Consider the following 26,848-nt stretch of genomic DNA (forward strand, 5'->3'; position numbering starts at 1 on the left):
TCTGTTGGTCACTCAGTTTCAATTGAGACTCTAAATTTGTTTGCCTCACTACCTAAGTAGCTTGGCTGTTAGAACTCAATCTGTACGAGTGCCCACACAGATGATTGCTTTATATTGTTAAAGAACGTTGCGACGTTGTCGCTAGGGATGCGTATAATACATCCTTTATTTTTCGAGTCAACACTTAATTTTAAACTTTCTTGCGATGATTTAAACTTAAGTTTTACTTAACTCTCTGAGTAGCTCATGCCTCGCTATGCGTTGGCGTTCCCCGTCTCAGTGGGGTCGCATTATAGGGAGATCCGAAAACAGATCAACCTTTTTTTTAGATCTTTTTACCGTTTGCTCAAGTTTCAAACAAACGAGGCTAAAATAGTAAAGAAACGCCTTACTATCGGTTGTTTTTTACACTCTTATTAACTATTTGCTATAAATTTCATTGCTATGTTCAATTAAGACGTTAAGATAGCAAGTTCACAATGTTAAATTAATGTTTATTTCCTGTTTATTGGTAGATCAAAAATGAAATTACCCGATCAAAAATCTTTTATCTTCGCAGTTATTCTTGCTGTTGTTGGTTTTGTTATCGTTAAGTTTGCGCTTGCAAGCCTAGCATTAGACCCTGCACTTCTATTCGGTGCCGGTTTATTAATTGGTGGACTTGTTATTGCTGCAATGTCATCAGTAAGTACAGAAGAAGCCGAAGTAAAAACAAAAACACTTTATGTTGGCAATCTTCCTTATCGTGCAAATGAAGGTGTAGTTCGTACTTTATTTGAAGAGCAAGGCAAAGTATTTAACGTTCGTTTGTTAAAAGATAAGAATACTGGCAAGCGTCGCGGTTTTGGCTTTGTTGAAATGGCACAAGCAGATGCTGATAATGCAATTGCTAAGCTAAACGATAGTGAGTTCCAACAACGTACTTTGAAAGTACGTGAAGCAAAACAAAAACAAGAAGATGATTCTAACTCTTATCGTTCAGAGTCGGATCAAACAGTGTAACTTGCTTAACCGCTAGTTTATCACTACATACATCAGCCGTTGCATAATAGTGCAGCGGCTTTTTTATGCCTGCTTGATTATCACTTAATTTGAGTAAAGAACTAACTCGCTTAGCAATGGCCGCACCAGAGTCTAATAACTGTACTTGCGTATTAAAGTAATCACTAATTGGTTTAGCTAAAATAGGAAAGTGAGTACAGCCTAATACCAGTACATCGATATCTTTATTAATATTTAATCGGTCTAACTCAGTGTGCAACTTATCGATATCTAAGTGCTGGGTAAAAAAGAGAGTCTCTGCCAAAGTAACCAGTTCAACACTACTATATAAACTTGTGGTTATCGATGAGGCATGTTCTTTTATAAGTGCATCAGTATACGGGCTTGATACCGTTGCGGGAGTTGCCAATAAACCTATATGCTTTGATTGCGTTAATTGCGCTGCAGGTTTAATTGCAGGTACTACCCCAACAATAGGAATATCGGTAATTTGACGTACCGAACTTAACGCTGATGTTGAGGCGGTATTGCAGGCTATAACAATTAAGTCGACATTTAGTGACTCATCTTTAATAAATTGAATCAATCCACATAGGCGATGAATGATGGTTTGTTGCGATTGCGCACCATATGGCAATAATGCGTTATCCATAAAGTAGCTGTATTGAGCATGAGGAATGCTTTGCTGAATATGCTCAAGCACGGTGGTTCCACCTATACCTGAATCAAATACCATGATGTGCGCTGACAAACTACCATTCCTACTCTTTACTAAGAACGGCAGTTTGCCATGTGGCTTTTATAAAAGAAAGTAGTTTTACTCAGTGCCTAGCATCGCAGTATCGGCGTTTAGTTTATCTAAGTTTTCAAACATGGTGTTAGTGTAATCAACCAGTTTATCTATTTCTTGTTGATCTTGATTTAGCCATTGAATGATACCTGATAGCTGACTTTCTAATCCTAGGGCTTGCGCTTTAGAGTAAGCCGATTTTAGATCATCATTAAAAGGGGCAACAGTTTCGGCAATGGCTTTTTCTGATGTTGGCTTAATTTGTTCATACTCTTTAATGGCAGCAACGGTTTTGCTTTGACGTAAGTCCATTGAGAATGCCACCAGCTGTTCATTCCCTAAACTGAGTTCTTGGGCTTGTTCAAATGCTTTGTCTAAATCGCCACTGAAAAAGGTTTTACTGACATCTTGTAACTCTGCCATTAAATCATTTATGGCTTGCTGCTCGTCTTCATTAAGCTCACCGTTTACTGACATCGAGAAAGAGAGCTCACGGGATTCAGAAAATTGCGAACTAAATGATTGTGAATCATCTGTTTTTTGATAGCGACTAGATGATTGCGATTGATAAGCATCTGCAAAGCTAATACTCACCTCATCACCTTCTGCTGTGGTGAATGTGTAATCAGCACTATTGCTTAAACTTACATATTGCGCCTGACTAACAGTTACGCTTGCAGGTTGTGGGTTAAATAAGTTCTGCTCAAATTTGTCGAGACCACTAAAGATACCCTCTTTAGATTTATCAATACCCTCTTCAAGTTCTTGATTAAATACGCCCATGCCTTTTAATTCATCCACAGCCTCATCAACACCCGTCTGCACTCCTTTACGTGCCTGATTTAGCATATCTTGTAGTTTGTCGTTATCGGCACCATTGGCTTTGGCTTTTTTTACCGAGCTTGTAACAAAGTCTAAAACATTTTTTACGACTTCATTAAAATCAAACAGTGGTTTGTCTTTTTTGGTTTCAGCGACCGGCAAACCTAATTCTTTTGCCATTTTGTCACCTAATACGGCAGCAGCCAGCTCTTTTCCTCGTTGCTGATAACTGGTTGGTGGCGAGTCTATTTTAGGCTGTGGCATTGCTTGTTTAGTATTGTATTTATTAGCATTACTGTTTGGAACAAAACTAAAGTTACCTATTTTCATGAGAAGACTCCTATTTAGACTTACCCTAATATCGGCCAAGTAAGCCTATACTGTAGTAAAATGCTCAAAAAAAGCTCACTATATTTGATCAAAACTAGACAAATACGCTTCGCTCCCTACAATAGCGCCGATAAACAGATCTCAACGATAAGGTTATACCGTTAATGGCAGTTATAAATATAGATACCACGCAGTACGATGCACAATTAAATGAAAAAGAGCAGCGTATTACAGAGCAATTTCAACGTTTTGGTGTAAAACAGTTAGAAGTATTTAGCTCTGAGCCCATTAACTACCGCCAACGTGCAGAATTTAGAGTATGGCACGATGGTGACGATCTGTTTCATATTATGTTTGATCAACAAACAAAAGATAAAATACGTGTTGATACCTTTGACCCTGCAGCTCCTTTAGTAGGTGAAATTATGCAGGTGATGATTGATAATTTAAAAGACTGCGAAGTACTACGTCGTAAGCTATTTCAAATAGATTATTTATCAACCCTCAGTGGTGAAATTTTAGTGAGCTTGCTTTATCACAAGCCACTTGATGAACACTGGTTAACTGAGATCAATGCCTTAAAGGAAAAGCTAAGCAGCCAATACAAAATTGACTTTATTGGCCGTGCACGTAAGCAAAAAGAAAAATTGGGCGATGACTTTGTTACTGAGCGCTTAATGGTGAATGGCCAAGAGCTAATCTATCAGCAGGTAGAAAATAGCTTTACTCAGCCTAATGCGAAGGTAAATATTAAGATGTTAGAGTGGGCACAAGAGTTATGTAAACCACTAAACAATGATTTACTAGAGCTGTATTGTGGTAACGGAAACTTTTCAATTGCACTTGCGGGCTCATTTAATAAAGTGCTGGCAACAGAAATATCAAAATCGTCTGTGCATTCAGCGCAATATAATATTGCTCAAAACAAAGTAACTAACTTAGATATTATTCGCATGTCGAGCGAAGAGTTTACTCAGGCAATGAAAGGCGAGCGTACTTTCTCTCGCTTAGATGGTATTGACCTTAGTAGTTACAACTGCCAAACCATTCTAGTCGACCCACCTCGTGCCGGCATGGATACCCTAACGTGTGATTTAGTGGCTAACTATGAGAATATTATTTATATCTCATGTAACCCAGATACGTTAGAGCGTGACCTTGATCACTTATGCCAAACCCATGAGGTTAAGCGCTTTGCAATATTTGATCAATTCCCATACACACACCATATTGAATCTGGTGTATTTTTACAGAAAAAATAAAATCCAATACTATAATGCCAGCGCCTTGATAAGTGCTGGTATTTGCTCTTCACTAAATACTTTAACTTGATGCTTTACCAATAACTTAGCGGTCAGCCCCATGCCTTTTACTTTCACCCCACTATGGCTTCCATCATAAATTGTATTACGGCCACACGAAGGACTAGACTCTTTTAGTAAAGCAAAGCGAATATTATGCTTATTACAAAGGGCTAATGCTTTATTAGCGCCAGCTTCAAATGCACTTGTTACATCCTCGGCAGTATTTGTAATAACTCGATTTTGCTTTATCTCAGCGGGCGCTCTAGGCACGAGTAAGCCACCAGCAATCTCAGGACAAAATACGATTAATCTATTTTGCTTTTGCCACAAATTAAGTTGAGGGTGCAATATTGTTTGGCCTTTACCATCATAACGAACTGGCAAACCTAACAAACAACTTGAGATTAAAATTTTTTCCATAATGAATTTTCTTCTCCAAATAAAAAAGCTCCTTTCGGAGCTTTTTTATTTAACCAAACTACTTATTTATTTGCTAAGTAATTAATGAGTGCGCTTACATCTTCTGGCGATGAAATGCCTGACTCACCACCTAAGTTAAGCTTGTATTTACCATTAACGATAAACGTAGGAACGCCACGAAGTGCCCCTTTGCCTTTAAAGTAATCTTGGTCACGTTTCATTTTAGAGCTAAGTGTACGTACCGAGAAGCTTTCAAATAATTTATCAAATTTGTCGCCATCTACACCTTGCGCTAAAAATACATCTTTTACATCTGCAAGCTCATTAAAACGAGCACGCTTTGCGTGAATGTGGTCAAACATCGCTGAAATAATTTTATCTTTTTGCGGTAGTACTTCAGCAGTAGCTAGTGCTTGGCTGATCATGGTTTGATGTTCTGGGTCACGAACGCCCACGAAATCCACATGGCTTTTCTTAAACTTTACGTTTTTGTCTAGCTTAGGTTTGATCTCGGCCAGCAGTGGTTCCATGTTATTACATGCAGGACAGTAAAAAGAGAAAAACTCTTTTACTTCTGGTTTTCTGGTTGCACGATCAGAGACGACATCGTAATGCACGCCCTCTTCGTAAGTGGCAGCAAAACTGGTTGCAGCTAAAGGGAGTAATACAGCAAGTAACCCTGCTTTAACTAATTTGATCATTATTGTGGTGCTCCAAAAATTATAGTTTTAGTAAAAAGCTAATTAACTCATCAAGTTCTTGTTGGCTCTTGATTGTATTAATATTGATTTTGTATTTGTCATTTACGATAAATGTAGGCACGCCAGTTAATGCACCAAGTTCAGAATATTTATTCTGTTTATCTTGCATGGCACGTTCAGCTGCTATGATAGGCAAACTGGCGATGTCGTTATCAAATGTCGTGTTATCAATTGCATTAAGCTCTAATAACTTTTTAACGTCTTTAATTTCAGTTAATGGCGCACGTTGTATATGAATGCTTTTAAAAATTTGCGCTGTTACCGCTTCAGCTTGACCGTGTTTCTTTGCGATTAAGTAAGCAAAGCTTAAATTACTTTGAGCTTGTGGTGAAACGCCTCCCAAAAAGTTGACATGATTTTTTACAAATTCAGCCCCTTCAGGTAAGTTTTCTGCAATCCCTTTGGCTACCGGCTCAAATTTAAAACAATGTGGGCAATAGAAAGAGAAAAACTCGGTTACATTCGGGGTTTTACTTTTTTCAACATCAATTACAGTGTATTGATTACCCGCTTCAAAGTTAGCAGCTAATGCTGCAAAAGGTAAACATAGGATCAGTAAACTTAGTTTTAATTTTTTAAGCATGAATATCTCGTTATACTTCTTTTTAAATAAAAATATTATGGCAATAATTTTAACGGGGCTTCTTGCAAAGCTGCAAACTGCTCTTTAAGCGCTAAAATTTGTTGCTCCCAGTATTTGTCATCTGCAAACCATGAAAAGTTCCGTACAAAAGCAGGATCACTCCAACGTTTTGCAACCCACCCCATGTAATGAATCATACGCATAGCCCGAAGCGGTTCGATCAGCTTAAGTTGTGAGTGATCAAAATCGCAAAACTCTTCATATGCATTCACTAAAGTGTCTAACTGTAACAGCTGTGTTTGTCGATCGCCACTGAGCATCATCCATAAATCTTGAATTGCAGGACCTTGACGGCTATCGTCTAAATCAACAAACATTAATGCATCTCCTGCCCATAGGATATTACCAGCATGGCAGTCACCATGTAAGCGAATGCCTTCTACATTTTTATATTGCTGTTGAGTTTGAGCAATGACTAAATCTAAAATAGTGTAAAAGGAAGTCTCTAATCCCATAGGGACTAACTTACTTTTTTGTAAATGAACTTTAGCTGTATCTAAATATTCATCACAGGTAACGGTCGGTCTTTGGGTAAAGGGTTTCGTTTTGGCTACTTGATGCATACGACCGATTAAACGCCCGAGCACATCGAGTTGATCTAAATTGTCCACCTCAAATAAACGCCCGCCTACACTTGGGAACAAAGTAAACAAATACCCTTGATGTTCAAACAAGCTTTGCCCATTGTGTTTTATTGGCGCCACCACCGGTACTTCAGCGGCGGCTAGTTCAAAAGCAAAGTCATGCTCTTCTTGAATTTGCGCTTTGCTCCAGCGCTCAGGGCGATAAAACTTAACGACGTAACGCTTTGCACCCTCGGCTACAAATTGATATACCCGATTCTCGTAGCTATTTAGCGCTAACAACCCTGACTCAGCATAAATATCCACGCTTTCTATGGCATCCAAAATAAGATCTGGAGTTAAGTCAATAAAGCTAAATTTACTCATATACTTCTTATATAAAAGAAAAGCGGGAATATCCCGCTTTTTTGTTAATAACAGTGCTCGTTTGCCTTTAATAAAGCGACTTATCGTGCCTTAAAAAAGTTGCTTGGCTGCGATATTTTATTATCGGGCTCGTTTATTGGCGACAACACAAAGTTAAACTCGGTCATTGGCGCTTTTAAATCATAAGGATCCATTACCAGTGATAGCGGTACATTATGCGATTCACCAGCGTTTACTGTAAAGGTAGTATCACCTAAGTATTTATAATTATCTAACCCTGTTACATCAATAGAGAATGTTTGCTCGTATTGTGCTTTGTTAATTACTTTTAAGGTATAGGTGTTTTCAACTAAACCATTAAAATCGACACGGTACAACTGATTGCGGTCGCGAATAATATCAAAGTCCATGGTTTTACGCATGGCGATATTAGCAACTAGCGCACCGGTAAGTAAGATTAAAATAACACTGTAACCAATCAGCTTTGGGCGCAGCGGATGGGTTTTATTCTCCGGTGTTTCTAAATTACGCTCGGTGGTGTAAGAGATAAGGCCCCGAGGGTAATTCATTTTATCCATTACGCCGTCACAGGCATCAATACAAGCGCCACAGTTTATGCACTCATATTGCAAACCATTACGAATATCGATCCCGGTTGGGCAAACCTGCACACACAAGTTACAGTCAATACAGTCACCTAAACCTAACTCTTTAGGGTCTTGTTTACGAGAACGTGGCCCTCGGTTTTCACCACGAGTTTCATCATAGCTTACAGTAAAAGTGTCTTTATCAAACATTGCTGACTGAAAACGTGAATACGGACATATATGTAAACACATAATTTCTCGCATCCACCCAGCGTTACCATAAGTACAAATAGTAAATACAATGATACTAACTAAGGCATAACCGCCCACATTAAAGGTAATAAATTCAGGCAGTAGTTCGCGAATAGGCGTGAAGTAACCAACAAACGTTAACGCAGTATATAAAGAAAATAATACCCAACTAGTGTGCTTAGCTGTTTTACGCCAGAACTTGTCAAAATCCATCGGCCGTTGATCTAACTTTTTACGTTGGTTAGCGCTGCCCTCAAACTTTTCTTCAAACCAAATAAAAATGAAGGTCCATACTGTTTGCGGACATGTATAGCCACACCACACTCGACCATAAAAAGTGGTAACCAGAAATAAGGCAAACGCTGCTAGCATAAATATAAATGCAAGAATGGTGAAATCTTGTGGCCACAGGGTTAAGCCAAAAATATTAAATTTTTGCTCCATTAGCTCAAATAAAACAGCTTGTTGACCGTTAAAGTTGATCCATGGCAATAACATAAACGCCAGCATGCCTAAAAAGCCAATACGTTGTCTTAGTAATTGATGGAGTCCTGAAACAGCACGCACATAAATACGGTTGCGTGGGTTAAATCTATCTTCTTGACGGCTCAGATCGGGTTTTTGGATCTTAACCTCTGTTGGTATGTTTTTTACTTTAATTTGCTTATCCATTGAAGTTCCTCAACGCCGCTAGGAAATAAAAATTCAGCAATCTTTTTGTACTTTTCGCCTAAGTGTAGCAACTTACATGCTAAACATAATACGCTTTAGGTCGCACTTGTATACTTTCAGATATTTCAGAAATATCTAATTACTCCTCTTATTATACGCATATTGGCTAAAATTACTGACTAGATTGCTAATAATTTATTCAACTTGTGACTTGCTTTTAAGGTGTATTTTATTACACTTGCCGGCTACTAACGTGTTGTTTGGATCAAGGTTTGTGTATTTATGAAGAAATTTTTTATACTAGTGGTTGTGATCCTAGCATTTTTTACCATTGATCACCCCTTGGTAAAAGAGCCTCGTGAGCGCTTACTCGGTGATGGTATAGGCTTGTTAAGCAGCACAACTAAAGTCGATCGTTTTCCTGTCGCAACCATGACAAGAAACAAAATCAATAAACAGTTAGCACTTTCAAGATCCGAAGAAGACTATATTGATAAAACGTTTACCAATGATGAGTCAGTAAAGTTGTTTGAACTACGTTATTGTCGTCAAGGCGATCTAAACCTCTACTTTTATTCAGAACGTTTAACAACGGTATGTCACATTATCAAAGAGTCATTAGCGCAAGCGAGAGTGAAATAATGGATTTTTCTGGATTAAATAAAAAAGCAAGTAACTCATTTCACAAACACCGCACTATGCTTAAGCAGTTGGCACAAGGTAAAACACTTAAATGTGAGCATTGCCAGGGTGTATTAACGTTAAATTTAGCCACCAGCGAAGCTGGTAAGGGAGTAATACAGTGCAAACAAGGTTGCACTGATATTGAATTAGAGATTGGCGCTTAAGGCTTTACCTACTTATTCATCCCACCCTTCATCGGTATACAAACCACTATTAAGCGCGACAATTTCTATAAGTTCAGCAAAACCTAACGCAAAGTCGCCCATTAATTCATACTGCTGCGCACACAAATGTAATTCATCGATATTATTTTGCTGTGCAATCTGTGCAATCGTTGGTTTATCTAATGCAAAAAAGCTAAGAGTCGCCTGTGCACTTTCAAGCGCTTGCTTGTATTGAATATCTAGTTGCTCACTCTGGAGTAACTTATGAGTATACGTTTGGCTTGCAGTTAAAAAACCTGCAGACCACTGCTGACAAAACTCACGGTCAAACTCAGCGGGTAACTTATAACCAAGTTCAAATACTTGTTCACTTACTTGATGATGTAATGCCATAAACAAAAACAACATGTCTTCATCAAGGTCATTCGCGGTATTAGGTAGAATTTGCTCTAACCATTGATGTACTTCTAATGGCTCAGGTGAACAAATAGTGCCAAATAAATAACCTTGGCTTTGAATAAGGCTCATAGCGCCGGGCTGGGTAGTTAAAAACTCGCTGAGCAGTTTGGCGTGCTGCTCAGTAAACTGAGGTATTTGCATTAAAACTCTTTTTTATAAAATATTAAAATTTAAGTGGATACCGACCTTGGTTATCTGGTCTACCTAAAAACTTCACCGCGTCATGAACTTCTTTCGGTAAAGTGAGATCAGGTTTAACATATCCCGCTACTTTAAAATCAAAATTGGCTTTTAGTGTAGCATCAGCCTCTAACCCTAATCTATTATTTGGCTCGATAAGTATGGCTACATCGCCCGACTTACAACTTAACTTACCGCTTAAATCGCCTATATTAAACCAGCCAGTTAGCCCTTGCACATCAATATCAGGGCTGGCTATTTCACCTTGTAATGATTGGCAATAAGGAGCGCCTGAAACGTACTCATCGAGCTCTAAAATAACGCGCCCTTTAGCAGTAACCGGTAACGGTAAATCAATGCGCTGCATAGCACGCTCAACCGTTGATCGGACTACTGTGTCGGTTATTTTAAGTTCGTCATTTGTGAGAGAATAGCTAATATCTGCATACCCAGAAATGTCATCACGTTCGCGAGGATTACCAAAACGTAAGTTAGTATTTACTTGAGCTTTAAAGATTGACCAGCCTGAGATATCCCAACGTACATTGTTCAACTGTTCACCTTGAAAGCGAAGCTGCATTATTTGACCTTGCCATAGCGTACCAAAGGTTTGCCCTACCTCTAACTGCGCAGGTAAGTAAGGTTTAGCAAAATTTAAAGCCACTGCAGCGGGCAATTTAATAACGCTAAAAACAAGAAAGCTAATTACAAAAACGATGGATAAAATTATTATTTTTTTCATTAACTACTTCTCTAATACTAAACGACTAACGCGTACATAACCGGATTTATCATCTTGGCTTAAATCTAAATTTTCTACGCTTAAACCATGCTGATTAACCAGCTCGTCAATCCATTGGATTAATTGATTAAACTCCACTGAGTCGAGTGTTAAACGAAGTGAATTATCATTTGGCTGCATTTTACTAATATTAATGCTGTAACGACCGCGCGTATTATTCACTATTTGGCTGAGATTTTGATTGCTCACCGTTTGCGCTTTACCTGCTGCTTTAAGTTTAACGATACTGTCGTCTACCCATGCTAGCAATTCTTGTTGTTTTATTTGTGATTGTTGCGCATTTTCTATTGCCGTATTTAAGGGTCTAAATATACCCATTACCAAAACAAAAATAATAAATACACCACCCGCAACCATTATTAAGTGCTGCTCTTGTTCTTTTAATGAACCCCAATATTTCATGAACTGCTGTTTCATTGTGCACCTCGCAGTCTAATTTCGCCGACGATATAATCACCATCATTATTTAACGACCCCTGCTCAACAGTTACACCTTGCTGCTCAAGAATGGCTTTAACCTTACCAAAGGTTTGAAAGTCTTTTGCACGAGCACGAATACGTAATTCATTACGGCGCTTATCAAAACGTAAGGTTTGCGGTGTAAATTCGCTCACTTGTGAAAATACACTCACCAGCTTGCTGGTTAAATCTAAAAAGCCAGCATCGCTCGTACCTTGTACTTTATCCAGTGCTCCCTGTATTTGATTTTTAATTAAGTGAGGGCGCACCCGCGTGCCTGGAAAGGCTTTTTGAAATCGCTCTACTACTTGTGATTTAGCTACCTCAAGCTGCGAATTAAGCTGATGTAATTCAACCGCTTTAATAGCCACACTCGATAGCAAAGCAATAACACTAATTATGGTGGCACTTTTCCAGTAACCCCACCATAAAGCCGTTTTCTTTTTAATGGTGTAAGGCCCTTGACGCAAATTAAATTTAAGCTGATCTAACTGCTTAGCAAATAATGCTAACGGCAGCTCATAGTCACTGGTTTGCGGATGCAAGGTAAGCGTTTCGGGAAATTGCTCTGCAGGGCTGTAATGTTTTATATCAGGGTTACCTAAAGCCGTTAGATATTCCTTTAACCAGCTGCTTTCAACCGCACCGATATGCCAGTCACCTTTTTTAAATAGCCATTGCTTGTTGAGCTCAATTGCCGCTACACAAGGCTCTTCTGCACTGGGCAATAACAAGCCATCCGGCACTATTTTATGAGCAGTGAGCTGGTGTTGCTCAAACACCTCTAACCAGTGCTCAAACCAATCGCGATTCATTAGCGCAACCCTAATTGCATGCTGCGCTTCAACCATTGTCGGCTCCCCTAGCGCTATATAGATATCGTCTATATCACAGGCAATATCCTCTTCGAGCATATAAGGCAGTGCTTGCTCTAGCTTACGGTTCCATTTAGTTGGCAGTATCACCGTTTTTAATTGCACTTGGTCGCATGGTAAAAGTACCACGAGCTCTCGGGTTGATGCTTTTTCAGTTAACTCACTTAACTGGCTGGCATTTTGTAACTCGCCACTGGCTATTATTTCTTGTTCTTGTGGTGAGTATATTAGCCAGTTAAGTAAGTCTTGTTCGGTTTGACCCGTGCGGATCAACAGTATCTCTGTCACTGTACGCCTCCAAATTTTCGCGCCAGTATCGTTACCTCGCCATTGCTGGCATACAGTAATGTGGTCATCGAAAAACGCAAATCAACAAATTTTGCCTGCGTTTGTAATTTAAAATATTCACTTTTCACACTAAAAAGTTTTTCTACTGCTTTGATGTTTTTACCACCTTGTTGTAATACAGATTCAAAAAACTCTTCAATATTATCAAAACCATTTTCAGGACGCGCTGCAATTACCGCTTGAGCGCCTGAAACACTAAGTTCATCTATTAAGCCACTGAGTAATAATGCTTGCTCTTCAGTGATTGTATTAACATTGATTGAAAGTAATGTGCTGCCTGGGATCACACAGACAAAAGGCAACACTTTTTCCATAACCAAAGGATTAAACCCTTTAATTAAACGCAGTTCAGACACCGATGCAAATAAGCTATTAGCCGTCATATATGGAAACTGACGAGATAAATACTCCCCCTCTTCGGCACCAGAGCGATAGGTTATACTGTTCTCATCAAGCCAATCAAACACACTGTCGGCCATCCCTTCTTCTGATTCATCACTGGGTAAATCATCTATATTTTCTAAAATAGCAAACAACGCTTTATGTGCTGGGTTAGTTTTATTACCGCTATTTGGGTCTGGCTCAACCCCAAGCGCGTTTAAATTTAAACACGCTTGTAAATCAGTCAACTGGCCGCTTAAAGTGCCGTTCTCAACAGGGTACTTTACATCGCCTTGCTTTGCCCAGGGCTGCGCTAATGTGGTTTTTTCAGGATCGTCTTTTTTACTTTGAATTAAACCTTTAATTGCTAGCTCTTCAGCACCATAGGCATACCATTTCGCTTGTTGCTGACTTTGTAAATTGGTACTTCTTTGTACTTGCACCATTAAATTAGCACTCATTTCAACGGCTAAAATAGCTGCAAGCGCTACAATAAATAACACAATAACCAAAGCCGCGCCGCGCGAAGATTGTTGGTTCATCAAGGCGTACCCCGGCCATTAGGTTGCGACGGGTTAGTCCCCTCAGTTACTGGTTTAGGTAGCTCTTTACCGAGTCCTGGCACTAAAAACACACGCCTGATAGGCTCCGCATCCATTTGCTTTATAGTTACCGCAACGGCTTTAGGTAATGCCTTAATTTGCCAGTCTTCTTGCCACTTACCGCTACCATCTAAAAACTCAAATTTAAGCTCTTCGACTGCGGCTAAAATAACTTGGCTACGAGGCTCCATATTATCGAGTTGATCGACATAAATGCGATATACGCGTTCTAACTTGTCATCAATGACGCGATAACCAACAGCTTGTAACTCTGAGCGAGGGAGTAAGTTAATGGGATTCATCCAACCATCACGTACAAAGGCAATACCATCAAGCTGGCTTTCTAAAATGTAGCGTCCAGCAAGTAAGTATCCCTCTTGAAAATCTCCAGCTTCATTACGCACTTGGCGTTTAGTCATTTGGCTAAAGTCTTGATCCATTAGCCTGAAGGCTGTTTGTAACCCATTTAGTTCAGCAATTTTTTCATCTGATGCTTGTTTAGCTCGCGTTGTGGTATCAAGTATTTGGTGGGTGGCCATAATCACAAACGCCAACACACCTAGTGCCACCATCACTTCTAATAATGTAAAACCGCGCTGCTTCACTTAAAGCTTACCTTTATTTAAGTAAGTGCTTAACTCATAAATTGAATTTTCGTACTTATCATCCGTAAACACATTAATAGTGACTTTTACAAAGCTCTTGTCGGCAGTGGGCACAACATCTTGGCGCCAAAACCATTCAATACCCGCCATCATCTCACTGCCGCGGGTACCATTTTTACCTTGCCATTTTTCGCCTTTCGTTCGTTGTTCTACCAATACATTCTCAGCGACCCATGAGCCATACGTTTGTTCTTCAATACTTGATAAGTGATGAATATGCTCACCGGTTGCTTGCATTGCCGCAATACCCGCCATGGCACAAATACTCAGTGCAACTAAGACTTCTAATAATGTAAACCCGTGGTATTTTTTCATTATTGGGGCTCTCGACGAAAATCGACTGGGGCTGCAAATTTACCTTCAATAAAGTACACCGGCTCTGGCTGATCTTTTAATTCAAGCATGAGCTGAAACACACTTACATCGGCAGAGGATAAAATAAGTACTTGCGGTACTTTTAACTTTTTAAGCTCTAATAAACTGTCTTCATTATTACCACTCATTAGCTCACGCCAATTTGACTGCTCTAGTAAGTTATCTTGTGCCCAAGGTAGGTCTTCAAGATTAAGTGTTAATTTAAATTGAGGTTCGATCTCAATTGGCTTAAATAAAGCTTCACGATCAAAGCTAATCCATTTTTCGCCATCAAAAACTAAAAATTCAAGCGTATTTTGCTCAACTAAAAGGCCTAATTCTATTTGATTAAGCACCGCAAATTCCGATGCGGCATTAATGGTGGTATGCAGCCTATTTGCTTGCTTGTCTAACGCTTCTTCAGCGCCGCCATCTAAGCTGTATACCACCATTTTGGTGGCAAAGGCGATGATCACCAATACCACTAAAATTTCTATTAAACTAAAACCATAATGCTTTGCACTCAGGTGCTTAGGGCTTACCTGCATGGCAAGCCCCAATGTATTATGTTTAAGTGCATGGTAAAGTTATTGGTCATTACTGCTTATCTTCATCCCAATTACCAATGTCATCTTCGGTGGCTGGTTCGCCATCTGGACCCATCGAAAAGATATCAAATTTACCTATTTCTCCAGGGCTGATTAATTGGTAATTATTACCCCATGGATCTTCTGGTAACTTGCTAATAAAACCACCATCAGGAAAACGCTTTGGAATGGGCTCAATACTGGTTTTAGTTACCAACGCCTCTAAACCTTGCTCTGTACTTGGGTAGCTTTTATTTTTAAGCTTGTACAAACTCATAGCATCTTCTAACTGCTGAATATCTAAATGCGCTTTATCAATAGCCGCTTCTTCTTGCTGGCCCATAATATTAGGTGCCACAATCGACATGATCATCCCGATGATAACCAGTACCACCATGACTTCTAATAAAGAAAAACCTGATTGTTTATTCACGTTATTACCTCGTTATTCTAAAAACACTAAGCAAAAATGATTTGTTTAAATCATTAATATAAAAAATACTTAAAGACCTACGGCCTTGTTCATTGCCATAATTGGCTGCAAAATTGCCATTACTATGAAAAGCACAATCACTGCCATAGAGGCAATCATTGCCGGTTCCAATAATTTTAATGACACATTAACCATACTTTCAAACTCGCGATCTTGATTGTTAGCAGCACGCTCTAACATTTGCTCAAGTTCACCGGACTTTTCACCACTGGCTATCATATGTAGCATCATTGGTGGAAACAACTTAGTTTGCTGTAGTGAAGCACGAAGACTCGCCCCTTCACTGACTCTTTCTGCGGCATCAGCCACTGCTTGCTTTATTTTTTCGTTAACCAACACCCCGCCTGAAATACGCATTCCTTCAAGTAGCGGCACTGAGCTTGACGATAAAATACTTAATGTACGGGCAAAGCGCGCCGTGTTAATCCCTCTGGCAACCTTACCTATGCCTGGCATATTTAATACTTTTGCATCCCACCAAAACCGTACTTTAGGTTTTTTAAGTGCGTATTTAATTCCAATAGCAATCGCCGTGATCGCTAATAAACTAACAAACCAATAATTTTGTACAAAATGACTACCCGCCATGACCCATTCGGTTGTCCAAGGTAATACTTGTTTGGTTTTTTCAAACGTTTTTAGTATTTTAGGCACCACAGTACCTAATAATACTGAAACAATACCAATAGCGAACACGACCAAAATAATGGGATACACCATCGCTTGCGTAATTTGGCTACGCATATGTTGGCGTTGCTCGGTGTAATCAGCCAATCTGTTAAGTACTTGATCTAAGTGACCTGACTTTTCACCTGCGGCCACCATTGCACGGTATAAATCGTCAAATACATGCGGAAATTCACTCATCCCATCAGCAAGCGTATACCCTTCCACCACTTTAGAGCGCACAGACATTAACATACGTTTTAGCCGTGGTTTTTCACACTGCTCAGCAACCGCCATCACGGCACCCTCAACGGGTAAGGCTGACTGAATTAGGGTCGCAAGTTGACGTGTAATCAAAGCAAGATCTGACGTTGATATTGTCGGCTTAAATAAAGAGCCTAATAATGGCGCTTTTTGACCTCGAACTTGTTTATCATCTTGAGCAGCTGGCACGACCTCGAGGGGGGTTAGCTTTTGATCGCGTAAAAGTTGGCGAACTTGCTTTGCTGTATCCGCTTCTAAAATTCCTTTTTTTTCTTTTCCCCGGCCATCTAATGCACGGTATTCAAACGCCGCCATTGTTAGCCTTCCTCACGGGTTACGCGTAATACTTCTTCAAGCGTTGTTTTACCCGCAAGTACGCGGCTGCAGCCATCTTGACGAATACTTGGGCTGCGTTTACGAATATATTTCTCTACGCTTTGCTCACCTTTACCGCTGTGGATCATTTCACGAATAGTTTCATCAACGACTAATAATTCGTGAATACCTGTACGACCACGATAACCGTTAAAGTTACACTCTTCACACCCTACCGCGCGGTAAATCGTCGGAGCATTATCAAACGGTACGCCGAGTAATTCACATTCACGCTCATCTGCAATATGCCCTTCTTTACAGCTATTGCATAAGGTACGTACTAAGCGCTGTGACAATACGCCGAGTAATGATGACGATAATAAGAATGGCTCAACACCCATATCTTCCATACGGGTAATTGCACCTGAGGCGGTATTAGTATGCAATGTAGACATAACTAAGTGACCAGTCAGCGATGCTTGCACACCAATTTGGGCTGTTTCTAAATCTCGTATTTCACCGACCATAACTACATCAGGATCTTGACGTAAAATAGCGCGTAGGCCACGGGCAAAAGTCATATCAACCTTGGTATTAACCTGTGTTTGGCCAATGCCAGGAATTTCGTACTCGATTGGATCTTCAACCGTTAAAATATTGCGATCCCGCGAGTTAATTTGGCTCATACCTGCATAAAGCGTGGTACTTTTACCAGAGCCTGTAGGGCCTGTAACTAAGATTATACCGTGAGGCTTACTAATTAAATCAGCAAATAGCTCTCGGTTTTTCGCGGTCATGCCTAAATCTTCAAGGTTTAAACGCGCATTGTTTTTATCAAGCAAACGCAATACGACTCGCTCACCAAAGCTCGATGGCATAGTCGATACACGCACATCTACTGCACGCCCTGCAATACGTAAACTAATACGGCCATCTTGCGGTATACGTTTTTCTGCAATATCGAGTTTGGCCATTACTTTAATACGCGATACCAGCAAAGAGGCTAATTTACGATTAGGTTTTAAAACTTCTTTGAGTACACCATCCACTCGAAAACGAATAACCAGTTCTTGTTCAAACGTTTCAATGTGGATATCAGATGCGCCTTCCTTAATCGCCTCACTCAACATGGCATTAATGAGTTTGATAATAGGCGCGTCGTCATCACCAGCAAGTAAATCTTCAGTTTGAGGAAGCTCATCAGCCAGCGAGAATAAATCAACCTCGTTACCAATGTCTTCCATCATTTGCTGAGTTTCTGAGCTGTCACGTTGATACGATGCTTCTAGTAATAACTCAAATTTATCATCTTCTAGTTGCTCTAGTGTGAAGCCATGTCCTGCAATGCGGCGCACTTCTAGCAATACATCAATATCCAACTCGCCACGGTAGTAAACAACTCGGTTATCCTTATGTTTACTAAGTAACGCACCCACCCGCCTTGCATATGAAAACGGCAAACGCTTTGCAGGCAGCTCAATTAAATCCTCTTGTTCAAGCATTTCATCGTTGTTATGTGCAGCTGGATGAACAACGTCTTGATTAATATCTTCTATCGCATTAGTCATTGTTACGCTCTTGTGCATTTTGTTTGCGTAAATGCTCTTCGTACGTAGGTGGTAACACTAATTCGTCATTCCACTCAGGTAAAATAGGCGTATCAGACATTGGCATTAAGTTAATGCCATCTTCACGCTTTTTAAATTGCTCACCGCGAATAAAGTTATATTTACTAAAGCTGAGCTTATTCATACTAATGCCATCGCGAATAATGGTCGGTCTAATAAACACGATTAGATTACGTTTTCGCTTTGTTGTATTAGTTGACTTAAACAAGTGGCCTAAAATAGGAATGTCGCCTAATAGTGGCACTTTTGAAACGCTCTCTTGTACATCTTCATCAATCAAGCCACCCAATACCACCATACCGCCATCATCGGCCATTACAGTAGTTTTAATTGCGCGCTTGTTCACCGAAATATCGACTGCTGTTGCGCCACTAACACTTGAAACTTCTTGCTCTATGGTCAACTGCACCGCTGAACCATCATTAATTTGAGGGGTTACTTTAAGTTTAATACCCACCTCTTGACGCTCAACCGTTTGAAATGGATTTTCGTTGTTACTACCTGTTTGCGAACCAGTAATGATTGGCACTTCTTGACCAACTAAAATAGATGCTTCTTCGTTATCCATTGTAGTAATAGATGGAGTCGCTAGAATATTCGAATTAGTGTCGGTTGAAACAGCTTGAACAATTGCGCCCCAGTCATTTTTAATTACCCCCATGGCTAAGCCATTAATACCACCGAGTAATGATGCTAGTGGGCCGTAGTCACCTTCAGTTGTTTCATCATATTTGGTGACAGTACCTGATTCAGTACCAATGATATTTTTAGTTACCGTTTTATCACGGGCTTGTTCTGCCGCTACGGCTAACGAACCAACAGGTACTGTTGTACCATTATTAAATTGTAGCATCCCACCTTGCTCTGAAATCCATTGCAGGCCAAAGTTAACGCCATCACCTTCCATGACTTCAATAATAATGGCTTCTACTAATACTTGTGCGCGGCGAATATCTAAACGCTCAATAACCGATTCAAGTGAACGCATCGTATCTGGCTGAGCGGTAATGACGAGTGAGTTAGAATCAGGATGTGCTTCAATACTCGTGTCGTTTCTATTACTACTACGCGCATTGTTGGTTGCTCCGCCTTTTGAATCCTCTGCCAGCGATTTACTCACACCTTGAAGTACTTTGACTAAATCTTCTGCCTTTGCGTAGTTTAGGTAAAATACTTTGGTATTACCTTGGCTTTCAAGTTCGCCGTCGAGACGTTTAATAAGCTCAATGGCGCGGGTACGAGCTTGACCTTCACCACTCACAATCACGCTATTAGTTCGGCCATCAGCCACAACTTTAGGAATTAAAAACTCAGGAACGCTGCCCTTGCCACTGTCTTTATAAATATTATCAACTACCGATACCACATCATCAGCTGTTGCATATTTAAGTTTTACAATATCAACGCGCTTATCACCCGCTTGGTCAACAGAGCGAATAATTTCTACCAAACGATTAACAGAGGCTGCGTGTCCTGTTAGCATCATCACGTTAGCGGCATTAAAGTTAGCAACATGACCGCCATCTTTTTGGTCACTAAACTGGCGAACCAAAGGGCCTAACTCTTGTACGCTGACATTTTTAACTCGTACAACCCGAGTGATCATCATATCGCCAGCTGCATCGCTGTCCGTTGTAATTAACGGTACATTGGATTTTTTAGCATCTGAACTTTTTTCTATTTTTATAATGTTGTTATCCATTTCAACAGCTGAATAGCCGTAAACTTCTAATACATTTAAAAAGAATTGATAATAAAGTGCCTCATCCATTAACTCATAACTGCGCACATTAACTTTGCCACGCACGTTAGGATCAATAATGATGGTTTTATTAAGGTTTTTGCCCACAATATTAATAAACTCATTAATATCTGTGCCCTTAAAGTTAGCAGCATATTCAACAGCAGCAACCGACATAGAAAGACTTGCCGCTAAAAAAAGTGCCGCATACTTAGCTAACCCTTTTTTAATTTTTTTGAGGTGTAGCACCTGAACCATTATGTTAAAACTCCAAAGCTAAGTTATTGCAGACTAAAAAGCACATCGATTTGCTCACCATCACGCTCTATGGTGATAGTTGCATCGGTACTATTTCGCAGCTCATTCATTGCTGCCATAGCCTGTTTTAAATCAGTTAATTGATAGCCGTTAATTGCCACGGCCAAATCGTTATTTTGTAATCCCATTTGTTTAAATAATTCAGGCTCTTTACCTGGACTCAAACGGTAACCTATAAGTTCCCCATCATTCATAGCTTGGGCAACACGTATGTAATCAAATAATTTACCAGGCTCTTCTAAAAGCTCTTCGCGGGTTTCTATTAATGCTTCTTTTACTTCAAGGTTGGCAGTCGCATCTATCTGCTCTTCACTTTGCGATGAAGGTGCTAACGGCCCCATCTCAGGCTCATCTCGCGCGGCTAGTACCGGCATAGACACCGTTTTGGTAAAGTCGAGCCCATCAAGCATTAAGGTTTCAAAGCGGCCGCTTACATCTAAAATGACACGGTCTGGGAGTATTTGCGATACCTTTGCACGTGTACCTTGAATAACATCTTCAACTAAGTAACTCGCCTGGCGACCTTGCGATTCAATAATGGCCATCCCCGCTTTATCATCATTACTCACAGCAACAATACCGGTTAAATTTATACTTAAGCGCGTTTCAGGGGCATTATTAATAACTTTGGCTTGGGGGGCAGTATTGGTGTTTTTTGTTACATTTACTTTACCAAATAAAAATTGCCCAATAATCGAATCGACAGACTGGTTATTGCCGCCCGTGACTTGACTAGAGTAGCTACTGGGAGCAAGAGGAGTTGTTACTGGGTGCGGCCATAAAAGCCAAACGAGCTTTGATGACAAAAATGCAATATAAACAATAACTAAAACCATAACTAACACGCTTAATTTAGCGTGTGGCAAACGGTTTAATAGCAGTTTAAATTGTTGAACGTGCTGTTCCATAAGTAGTGTTCTTATTTTAATTTATAGCGAAATCACCCAGCCATAGTACCTTTTCATTTTTCATTCAACAAGCACGCTAATATTAAACTTTGTAAACAGATTAATTTATCTTCCTCATTAGTTACAGAATCAAGCTATAACTTCATGGCATACCTATTTCATGGTAATTTAGCTAATAACCGAATTTACTAGAGATGTTCCATGACAAAGAAAGCTAAACTCAACGACAACTCAGAAAACTCGAGCGAACTTAAAGTCAGGTTAGATAAATGGTTATGGGCTGCTCGATTTTATAAGACGCGAGCAATAGCACGCGAAATGGTACAAGGCGGCAAAGTACATTATAATGGTCAACGTAGTAAGGCCAGCAAAATTGTAGAAATTGGCGCAGTTATAAAGCTAGCCCAAGGCGTTGATGAAAAAACTGTCACAGTATTAAATATACTTGAAAAGCGCCAAAGCGCCCCCATTGCACAGACCTTGTATCAAGAATCTGATGCAAGTATTGCTAAGCGTGAAGAAAATACTATCGCACGCAAAAATAACAGCTTCTTTGCACCTCATCCGGTTAAAAAGCCTGATAAAAAGCAAAGACGCGAACTTTTAAAAATGAAATCAAGTTAGGTATAGCCGCTCATGCAACAAGATTTACTTCATCGCTATTTATTCGACAATCTCGATGTTCGTGGCGAACTCGTACAAATAGACAACGCTTACAATGAAATGATTGCTAAACACAATTACCCAGAGCCCGTTAAAGCATTACTAGGTGAGCTGCTTGTTGCAACCTGTTTATTAACAGCAACATTAAAGTTTGAAGGCGAAATTGCCGTTCAACTACAAGGTGATGGGCCGGTAAAATATGCCGTTATTAACGGTGACGACCAACAAAATATGCGTGGCATAGCACGACTTCAAAGTGAAGTGACAGGGTCAACAGTTAGAGAGCTTATAGGCCAAGGTTACATGGTTATCACTATTACTCCGACGCAAGGGGAGCGTTACCAAGGTATAGTGCCTTTAGAGCATGATACCTTAAGTGAATGTATAGAAAGCTATTTTGAGCAATCTGAACAATTAAAAACGCGCCTTTGGTTTGCAACCGACACCACAGAGGGAAGCGCCAAAGCATGTGGGCTATTTTTACAAGTGCTACCTGTTGATAAACAAAAGTCGATTGAAGATTTTGCTCACTTAGAAGCACTCAGCAATACCATTAAAGATGAAGAGCTATTAGAGCTCGATGCCAATACTATTTTAACGCGTCTTTATCATGAAGATAATCCGCGAGTATTTGATCCTCAACCAATTCAATTTAAATGTGGCTGTAACCGCGAAAAAACGATGACGGCTTTAGTTAATGTTGGCCAACAAGCGCTTTTGGACGATGTTGAAAAAAATGGTGAGATTAAAATTAGCTGCCATTACTGTTTAAAAGATTATGTGTTTAACGAGCAAGATATAAAAAGTATATTTAACTAATCTACTTTTATAAAACACAGCACAAAATAGCCATAATTTTTTATGGCTTTTTTGTGCCTAAAAAATGACACCGGTATCACAAGCTGAGCATTTTTCATGACACCGGTATCATTGAAATTATTCATGTTTTTTCCTTAATTTATATGTTTTTACGGCGTTTATAAGCTCGAATATCCTTAATCCATCTGTTACTATAATTGCAGCTTAAAGGTTACTAAGACCCAGAGCTATCCCGTTCAATCTCACACAATTTAGGTATAAACATGACTTCAAGCGCTACCCGTTTTGTCGATCTAACTGCAGCTGAACTTGTCGAACACGCTATCAGCCGTGGCGAAGGGACTTTAGCCGCCAATGGTGCTTTTGTAGCTAACACTGGTCGTCGTACCGGTCGTTCTCCAAAAGATCGTTTTATTGTTCAAGAATCAAGTACTGAAAATGAAATCCAATGGGGTAATGTAAATCGCCCATTCGATGCAGATAAGTTTGACGCGTTATGGGCACGTGTAGAAGCACATGTGCAAAGCAATGACCACTTTATCTCTCACCTTGAAGTTGGCGCTGATCCAGAGCACTATCTTCCAGTGGTTGTAACAACAGAAACTGCTTGGCACCATATCTTCGCTAAAAACATGTTCATCCAACCAGAATCATACAACAAAGCAGACTTCCCTCAGTGGCAAGTAATGAATGTACCTTCGTTTGTATGTGATCCAGAACGCGATGGTACCAATAGCGATGGCACAGTTATTATTAACTTTGCACAACGTAAGGTGTTACTTGCTGGCATGCGCTACGCGGGTGAAATGAAAAAATCGATGTTCTCTGTGCAAAACTTCCTACTACCAGCGAAAGGTGTATTACCAATGCACTGTTCTGCTAACGTAGGCGAAGCAGGCGATACTGCGTTATTCTTTGGTTTATCTGGTACAGGTAAAACAACGTTATCAGCCGATCCAACTCGCTTCTTAATCGGTGATGACGAGCACGGCTGGGCACAAGGTAGTGTATTTAATATCGAAGGTGGTTGTTACGCTAAATGTATCGACCTTTCTCAGAAAAACGAACCTGTTATCTGGGACGCTATTCGATTCGGTACAATTTTAGAAAATGTCGTACTTGATGAAAATCGCGTTCCTGATTTTAATGATACCAGCCTAACTCAAAATAGCCGTGCAGCTTATCCACTGGAGCATGTTGAAAAACGCAAAGTTGAAAACCGTGCAGGCGAGCCTAAAGCGGTTGTATTCTTAACATGTGATGTAAGTGGTGTCCTTCCTCCAGTATCTGTACTAACCGAAGAAGCTGCAGCATTCCACTTCTTAAGTGGTTACACTGCAAAAGTAGGCTCTACAGAAATTGGCTCTACCAGTGATATCGAATCTACATTTTCAACCTGTTTTGGCGCACCTTTCTTCCCACGTCCTGCAGGTGTCTACGCAGAACTTCTAATGAAGCGTGTACGCGAGTTTGGCGCTAAAGTTTACCTAGTTAATACAGGCTGGACAGGGGGTCCGTACGGTATTGGTAAGCGTTTCGATATTCCAACAACACGTGCTGTTGTTGACGCAATCGTATCTGGAAAATTAGCTGGTGTTGAAACTCAACACATTGACGTGCTAAATCTAGACGTACCAGTTGCAGTACCAGGCGTTGATAGCAAGCTGCTTAACCCAATTAACACATGGGAAGACAAAGCAAAGTATGCTGAATATGCAGCTAAACTAGCCGCTGATTTCACAGAAAACTTCGCAAAATACGACGTATCTGAAGAAATTAAAAATGCAGGCCCTAAGGTTTAATAATTACCTTTAACCTCATAATTGAAACGCCAACCTTGAGTTGGCGTTTTTGATCCTACTTGGTTTATTCCACAAATATCATTTCTTTAATATATTCTGCAAAATCATCTAATAGCTAAAATAAAGACCATAGTCACTTTTCAGCCCAACTTAAATGAGTTTTTCTATATGCATACAGCGATCTTATAAGGCCTTAAAAAAGCTGTAGCTGATTCGTTTAAACATTATATATTTAGGCTAGCAATATATGCGTACATTAGACTTGATAGCGATGTGAAGTACACGCTTCCCCTTCTATATTCAAGGTCACACACGACTATGACTTCACCAACAAAGTAGATTAGTATTGTACACAGTCCTAAGTAATCACGTTGGGCTTAATCGCTGAACTCCCTTAGCATTTTACTCACCACAGGCCTTTAGTGTGTCATTCCTGCGTACGTAAAAAGCCCGACGATTGCTAATCGGGCTTTCTAAATTTGGAGCCATGGTGCGCTACTTCGTAGCAACAACACAATAGAATATCGTGGTGTCAGCTCTGATCAACTCTCTTCCTTTAGCCTATTACCTTTTACCTTGACCTGCATTTTCACTTTCCTACAGACGTAAAAAAGCCCGACGATTGCTAGACGGGCTTTCTCAATTTGGAGCCTGGTAATGTCGTAGTGCCCACAGCGGTAGAGTATGTATTAGGCTCTAAGGTGCTCGTCGCATTCTTTTACCCATAGCTTTCGAGATACTCAACCCACGCTACAAAGTACAGGTTGACACTGTGCAACTGATAGCTGATAGCTGACGGCTGACGGCTGACGGCTGACGGCTGATAGCTAATATTTTTACTTTCCTGCAGACAACAAAAAACCCGTCACATCGCTGTAACGGGTTTCTCTTATTTGGAGCCTGGTAATGTCCTACTTTCACATAGCAAATGCTACACTATCATCGGCGCTGTTTCGTTTCACTACTGAGTTCGGCATGGGGTCAGGTGGGTCCAAAACGCTATTGTCACCAAGCAAATTTGGTGTAAGGTCGATTTAATCGAGCTTACTAAAATTTGGAATTTCTGATAATAAAAGTCTTCAAGTATCTACTTTAGTTATATTAACTTCTGCGCTTAAACTATCACATAAAACGCGTTTGGCGTTGTATGGTTAAGCCTCACGGGTAATTAGTACAAGTTAGCTTAATGGCTCACACCACTTCCACATCTTGCCTATCAACGTTGTAGTCTTCAACGGCCCTTCAGAGACTTTAAAAGTCTAGTGAGAACTCATCTCGAGGCCTGCTTCGCGCTTAGATGCTTTCAGCGCTTATCAGTTCCGAACGTAGCTACCGGGCAATGCCATTGGCATGACAACCCGAACACCAGCGGTTCGTTCACTCCGGTCCTCTCGTACTAGGAGCAACCCCTCTCAATTCTCAAACGCCCACGGCAGATAGGGGGACCGAACTGTCTCACGACGTTCTAAACCCAGCTCGCGTACCACTTTAAATGGCGAACAGCCATACCCTTGGGACCGACTTCAGCCCCAGGATGTGATGAGCCGACATCGAGGTGCCAAACACCGCCGTCGATATGAACTCTTGGGCGGTATCAGCCTGTTATCCCCGGAGTACCTTTTATCCGTTGAGCGATGGCCCTTCCATTCAGAACCACCGGATCACTATGACCTACTTTCGTACCTGCTCGACGTGTCTGTCTCGCAGTTAAGCTGGCTTCTACCATTACACTAACCGTACGATGTCCGACCGTACTTAGCCAACCTTCGTGCTCCTCCGTTACTCTTTGGGAGGAGACCGCCCCAGTCAAACTACCCACCAGGCACTGTCCGTAACCCCGATTCAGGGGCCAACGTTAGAACATCAAAACTACAAGGGTGGTATTTCAAGGACGACTCACAAAAAACTAGCGTCTCTGCTTCTAAGTCTCCCACCTATCCTACACATGTAGGTTCAATGTTCAGTGCCAAGCTGTAGTAAAGGTTCACGGGGTCTTTCCGTCTAGCCGCGGGTACACAGCATCTTCACTGCGATTTCAATTTCACTGAGTCTCGGGTGGAGACAGCGTGGCCATGGTTACACCATTCGTGCAGGTCGGAACTTACCCGACAAGGAATTTCGCTACCTTAGGACCGTTA

General features: G+C 40.4%; 28 protein-coding genes and 2 rRNA genes (1 of these 30 only partly in view). 7 read left to right on the forward strand and 23 right to left on the reverse strand.

Annotated elements, in window-relative coordinates:
* Positions 1-522: 522 nt before the first annotated feature.
* Positions 523-1,002: an RNA-binding protein gene (locus AAGD16_RS14010; RefSeq protein WP_013464268.1), complete on the forward strand. Its 480-nt coding sequence runs from the start codon at positions 523-525 to the stop codon at positions 1,000-1,002.
* Here AAGD16_RS14010 and murI read toward each other — a convergent pair.
* Positions 965-1,753: a glutamate racemase gene (murI, locus tag AAGD16_RS14015; protein WP_377112500.1), complete on the reverse strand. Its 789-nt coding sequence runs from the start codon at positions 1,751-1,753 to the stop codon at positions 965-967. The two genes, AAGD16_RS14010 and murI, sit on opposite strands and share 38 nt — an antisense overlap.
* Positions 1,754-1,819: 66 nt before the next feature.
* A complete protein-coding gene (locus AAGD16_RS14020; RefSeq protein WP_377112503.1) occupies positions 1,820-2,944 on the reverse strand; it encodes a DUF5610 domain-containing protein in 1,125 nt (374 codons plus the stop codon).
* A 164-nt stretch (positions 2,945-3,108) separates the two neighbouring features.
* On the opposite strand from AAGD16_RS14020, the gene trmA reads away from it, so the two are divergent.
* Positions 3,109-4,206, forward strand: coding sequence for a tRNA (uridine(54)-C5)-methyltransferase TrmA (gene trmA, locus AAGD16_RS14025; RefSeq protein ID WP_377112506.1), 1,098 nt, complete (start codon positions 3,109-3,111; stop codon positions 4,204-4,206).
* Positions 4,207-4,215: 9 nt separating this feature from the next.
* On the opposite strand, the gene AAGD16_RS14030 is transcribed toward trmA, so the two are convergent.
* The 5 genes from AAGD16_RS14030 to ccoG all read right to left on the reverse strand — a co-directional run bounded on the left by AAGD16_RS14030 (position 4,216) and on the right by ccoG (position 8,533).
* Complete coding sequence (locus tag AAGD16_RS14030; protein WP_109875875.1) at positions 4,216-4,668, reverse strand: DUF523 domain-containing protein; 453 nt, start codon at positions 4,666-4,668, stop codon at positions 4,216-4,218.
* Between the two features lie 62 nt (positions 4,669-4,730).
* A complete protein-coding gene (locus AAGD16_RS14035; protein WP_008113400.1) occupies positions 4,731-5,369 on the reverse strand; it encodes a thiol:disulfide interchange protein DsbA/DsbL in 639 nt (212 codons plus the stop codon).
* Between the two features lie 19 nt (positions 5,370-5,388).
* A complete protein-coding gene (locus tag AAGD16_RS14040) occupies positions 5,389-6,012 on the reverse strand; it encodes a thiol:disulfide interchange protein DsbA/DsbL (RefSeq protein WP_013464264.1) in 624 nt (207 codons plus the stop codon).
* 35 nt (positions 6,013-6,047) lie between these two features.
* A complete protein-coding gene (locus AAGD16_RS14045; RefSeq protein ID WP_013464263.1) occupies positions 6,048-7,022 on the reverse strand; it encodes a serine/threonine protein kinase in 975 nt (324 codons plus the stop codon).
* An 80-nt stretch (positions 7,023-7,102) separates the two neighbouring features.
* Complete coding sequence (ccoG, locus tag AAGD16_RS14050; RefSeq protein ID WP_377112512.1) at positions 7,103-8,533, reverse strand: cytochrome c oxidase accessory protein CcoG; 1,431 nt, start codon at positions 8,531-8,533, stop codon at positions 7,103-7,105.
* Between the two features lie 282 nt (positions 8,534-8,815).
* On the opposite strand from ccoG, the gene AAGD16_RS14055 reads away from it, so the two are divergent.
* Positions 8,816-9,175 carry a hypothetical protein gene (locus AAGD16_RS14055; RefSeq protein WP_377112515.1) on the forward strand — a complete coding sequence of 120 codons (360 nt, stop codon included), beginning with the start codon at positions 8,816-8,818 and terminating at the stop codon, positions 9,173-9,175.
* The gene (locus AAGD16_RS14060; protein ID WP_377112518.1) at positions 9,175-9,381 is read left to right on the forward strand and encodes a hypothetical protein; all 207 of its coding nucleotides are present in this window, start codon (positions 9,175-9,177) and stop codon (positions 9,379-9,381) included. The genes AAGD16_RS14055 and AAGD16_RS14060 overlap by 1 nt, the downstream gene beginning before the upstream one ends.
* Before the next feature lie 12 nt (positions 9,382-9,393).
* Here AAGD16_RS14060 and AAGD16_RS14065 read toward each other — a convergent pair whose 3' ends face one another.
* The 13 genes from AAGD16_RS14065 to gspC form a co-directional block, all read right to left on the reverse strand.
* On the reverse strand, positions 9,394-9,981 hold the full coding sequence (locus AAGD16_RS14065) for a UPF0149 family protein (RefSeq protein WP_028834989.1): 588 nt from the start codon (positions 9,979-9,981) through the stop codon (positions 9,394-9,396).
* A 22-nt stretch (positions 9,982-10,003) separates the two neighbouring features.
* Entirely contained in the window at positions 10,004-10,762 is a 759-nt protein-coding gene (locus AAGD16_RS14070) for a type II secretion system protein N (protein WP_024601510.1), read from the reverse strand.
* A gap of 3 nt (positions 10,763-10,765) precedes the next feature.
* Positions 10,766-11,239, reverse strand: coding sequence for a type II secretion system protein GspM (gene gspM, locus AAGD16_RS14075; protein ID WP_090495475.1), 474 nt, complete (start codon positions 11,237-11,239; stop codon positions 10,766-10,768).
* A complete protein-coding gene (gspL, locus tag AAGD16_RS14080) occupies positions 11,236-12,444 on the reverse strand; it encodes a type II secretion system protein GspL (RefSeq protein ID WP_013464256.1) in 1,209 nt (402 codons plus the stop codon). Before gspL ends, gspM begins: the two co-directional genes overlap by 4 nt.
* The gene (gspK, locus tag AAGD16_RS14085; RefSeq protein ID WP_028834991.1) at positions 12,441-13,427 is read right to left on the reverse strand and encodes a type II secretion system minor pseudopilin GspK; all 987 of its coding nucleotides are present in this window, start codon (positions 13,425-13,427) and stop codon (positions 12,441-12,443) included. Before gspK ends, gspL begins: the two co-directional genes overlap by 4 nt.
* Complete coding sequence (gene gspJ, locus AAGD16_RS14090) at positions 13,427-14,092, reverse strand: type II secretion system minor pseudopilin GspJ (protein ID WP_013464254.1); 666 nt, start codon at positions 14,090-14,092, stop codon at positions 13,427-13,429. The genes gspK and gspJ overlap by 1 nt, the downstream gene beginning before the upstream one ends.
* Positions 14,093-14,467 carry a type II secretion system minor pseudopilin GspI gene (gene gspI / locus AAGD16_RS14095; RefSeq protein WP_013464253.1) on the reverse strand — a complete coding sequence of 125 codons (375 nt, stop codon included), beginning with the start codon at positions 14,465-14,467 and terminating at the stop codon, positions 14,093-14,095.
* Positions 14,467-15,054: a prepilin-type N-terminal cleavage/methylation domain-containing protein gene (locus tag AAGD16_RS14100; protein WP_377112526.1), complete on the reverse strand. Its 588-nt coding sequence runs from the start codon at positions 15,052-15,054 to the stop codon at positions 14,467-14,469. Before AAGD16_RS14100 ends, gspI begins: the two co-directional genes overlap by 1 nt.
* 49 nt (positions 15,055-15,103) lie before the next feature.
* Positions 15,104-15,526 carry a type II secretion system major pseudopilin GspG gene (gspG, locus tag AAGD16_RS14105; protein WP_016900325.1) on the reverse strand — a complete coding sequence of 141 codons (423 nt, stop codon included), beginning with the start codon at positions 15,524-15,526 and terminating at the stop codon, positions 15,104-15,106.
* A gap of 69 nt (positions 15,527-15,595) precedes the next feature.
* Complete coding sequence (gene gspF / locus AAGD16_RS14110) at positions 15,596-16,831, reverse strand: type II secretion system inner membrane protein GspF (protein WP_024601512.1); 1,236 nt, start codon at positions 16,829-16,831, stop codon at positions 15,596-15,598.
* A 2-nt stretch (positions 16,832-16,833) separates the two neighbouring features.
* Positions 16,834-18,399 (reverse strand): type II secretion system ATPase GspE, encoded by a 1,566-nt coding sequence (gspE, locus tag AAGD16_RS14115; RefSeq protein ID WP_024601513.1) that lies wholly within the window; start codon positions 18,397-18,399, stop codon positions 16,834-16,836.
* The gene (gspD, locus tag AAGD16_RS14120; RefSeq protein ID WP_377112531.1) at positions 18,392-20,458 is read right to left on the reverse strand and encodes a type II secretion system secretin GspD; all 2,067 of its coding nucleotides are present in this window, start codon (positions 20,456-20,458) and stop codon (positions 18,392-18,394) included. The genes gspE and gspD overlap by 8 nt, the downstream gene beginning before the upstream one ends.
* Positions 20,459-20,481: 23 nt before the next feature.
* Positions 20,482-21,426 carry a type II secretion system protein GspC gene (gspC, locus tag AAGD16_RS14125; protein ID WP_013464247.1) on the reverse strand — a complete coding sequence of 315 codons (945 nt, stop codon included), beginning with the start codon at positions 21,424-21,426 and terminating at the stop codon, positions 20,482-20,484.
* Between the two features lie 201 nt (positions 21,427-21,627).
* Between gspC and hslR the strand changes: the two genes are divergently transcribed.
* Both hslR and hslO read left to right on the forward strand, forming a co-directional pair.
* A complete protein-coding gene (gene hslR / locus AAGD16_RS14130; RefSeq protein WP_013464246.1) occupies positions 21,628-22,050 on the forward strand; it encodes a ribosome-associated heat shock protein Hsp15 in 423 nt (140 codons plus the stop codon).
* A 12-nt stretch (positions 22,051-22,062) separates the two neighbouring features.
* On the forward strand, positions 22,063-22,908 hold the full coding sequence (gene hslO, locus AAGD16_RS14135; RefSeq protein WP_013464245.1) for an Hsp33 family molecular chaperone HslO: 846 nt from the start codon (positions 22,063-22,065) through the stop codon (positions 22,906-22,908).
* Here the strand turns inward: hslO and AAGD16_RS14140 are convergent.
* Positions 22,905-23,033, reverse strand: coding sequence for a hypothetical protein (locus AAGD16_RS14140; protein ID WP_013464244.1), 129 nt, complete (start codon positions 23,031-23,033; stop codon positions 22,905-22,907). The genes hslO and AAGD16_RS14140 overlap by 4 nt on opposite strands.
* 138 nt (positions 23,034-23,171) lie before the next feature.
* Here AAGD16_RS14140 and AAGD16_RS14145 point away from each other — a divergent pair, with 138 nt between their 5' ends.
* Complete coding sequence (locus AAGD16_RS14145) at positions 23,172-24,710, forward strand: phosphoenolpyruvate carboxykinase (RefSeq protein WP_377112537.1); 1,539 nt, start codon at positions 23,172-23,174, stop codon at positions 24,708-24,710.
* A gap of 898 nt (positions 24,711-25,608) precedes the next feature.
* Here AAGD16_RS14145 and rrf read toward each other — a convergent pair.
* Positions 25,609-25,723, reverse strand: a 5S ribosomal RNA gene (gene rrf, locus AAGD16_RS14150).
* A 134-nt stretch (positions 25,724-25,857) separates the two neighbouring features.
* A 23S ribosomal RNA gene (locus AAGD16_RS14155) occupies positions 25,858-26,848 on the reverse strand (it continues 1,900 nt past the right edge of the window).

The sequence above is a fragment of the Pseudoalteromonas sp. M58 genome (assembly GCF_042604605.1).
GTDB classification, from domain to species: Bacteria; Pseudomonadota; Gammaproteobacteria; order Enterobacterales; family Alteromonadaceae; genus Pseudoalteromonas; species Pseudoalteromonas tetraodonis.

Coding starts and splice junctions, on each gene's coding strand:
- AAGD16_RS14145 (WP_377112537.1), top strand. CDS start 23,172: ATGACTTCAAGCGCTACCCGTTTTGTCGATCTAACTGCAGCTGAACTT.
- gspF (WP_024601512.1), bottom strand. CDS start 16,831: ATGGCGGCGTTTGAATACCGTGCATTAGATGGCCGGGGAAAAGAAAAA.
- hslO (WP_013464245.1), top strand. CDS start 22,063: ATGCAACAAGATTTACTTCATCGCTATTTATTCGACAATCTCGATGTT.
- hslR (WP_013464246.1), top strand. CDS start 21,628: ATGACAAAGAAAGCTAAACTCAACGACAACTCAGAAAACTCGAGCGAA.
- gspC (WP_013464247.1), bottom strand. CDS start 21,426: ATGGAACAGCACGTTCAACAATTTAAACTGCTATTAAACCGTTTGCCA.
- AAGD16_RS14030 (WP_109875875.1), bottom strand. CDS start 4,668: ATGGAAAAAATTTTAATCTCAAGTTGTTTGTTAGGTTTGCCAGTTCGT.
- gspD (WP_377112531.1), bottom strand. CDS start 20,458: ATGGTTCAGGTGCTACACCTCAAAAAAATTAAAAAAGGGTTAGCTAAG.
- gspE (WP_024601513.1), bottom strand. CDS start 18,399: ATGACTAATGCGATAGAAGATATTAATCAAGACGTTGTTCATCCAGCT.
- AAGD16_RS14140 (WP_013464244.1), bottom strand. CDS start 23,033: ATGAATAATTTCAATGATACCGGTGTCATGAAAAATGCTCAGCTTGTG.
- AAGD16_RS14060 (WP_377112518.1), top strand. CDS start 9,175: ATGGATTTTTCTGGATTAAATAAAAAAGCAAGTAACTCATTTCACAAA.
- trmA (WP_377112506.1), top strand. CDS start 3,109: ATGGCAGTTATAAATATAGATACCACGCAGTACGATGCACAATTAAAT.
- AAGD16_RS14010 (WP_013464268.1), top strand. CDS start 523: ATGAAATTACCCGATCAAAAATCTTTTATCTTCGCAGTTATTCTTGCT.
- AAGD16_RS14055 (WP_377112515.1), top strand. CDS start 8,816: ATGAAGAAATTTTTTATACTAGTGGTTGTGATCCTAGCATTTTTTACC.
- AAGD16_RS14040 (WP_013464264.1), bottom strand. CDS start 6,012: ATGCTTAAAAAATTAAAACTAAGTTTACTGATCCTATGTTTACCTTTT.
- AAGD16_RS14100 (WP_377112526.1), bottom strand. CDS start 15,054: ATGCAGGTAAGCCCTAAGCACCTGAGTGCAAAGCATTATGGTTTTAGT.
- AAGD16_RS14065 (WP_028834989.1), bottom strand. CDS start 9,981: ATGCAAATACCTCAGTTTACTGAGCAGCACGCCAAACTGCTCAGCGAG.
- gspK (WP_028834991.1), bottom strand. CDS start 13,427: ATGAACCAACAATCTTCGCGCGGCGCGGCTTTGGTTATTGTGTTATTT.
- AAGD16_RS14020 (WP_377112503.1), bottom strand. CDS start 2,944: ATGAAAATAGGTAACTTTAGTTTTGTTCCAAACAGTAATGCTAATAAA.
- ccoG (WP_377112512.1), bottom strand. CDS start 8,533: ATGGATAAGCAAATTAAAGTAAAAAACATACCAACAGAGGTTAAGATC.
- AAGD16_RS14070 (WP_024601510.1), bottom strand. CDS start 10,762: ATGAAAAAAATAATAATTTTATCCATCGTTTTTGTAATTAGCTTTCTT.
- gspM (WP_090495475.1), bottom strand. CDS start 11,239: ATGAAACAGCAGTTCATGAAATATTGGGGTTCATTAAAAGAACAAGAG.
- gspI (WP_013464253.1), bottom strand. CDS start 14,467: ATGAAAAAATACCACGGGTTTACATTATTAGAAGTCTTAGTTGCACTG.
- AAGD16_RS14035 (WP_008113400.1), bottom strand. CDS start 5,369: ATGATCAAATTAGTTAAAGCAGGGTTACTTGCTGTATTACTCCCTTTA.
- AAGD16_RS14045 (WP_013464263.1), bottom strand. CDS start 7,022: ATGAGTAAATTTAGCTTTATTGACTTAACTCCAGATCTTATTTTGGAT.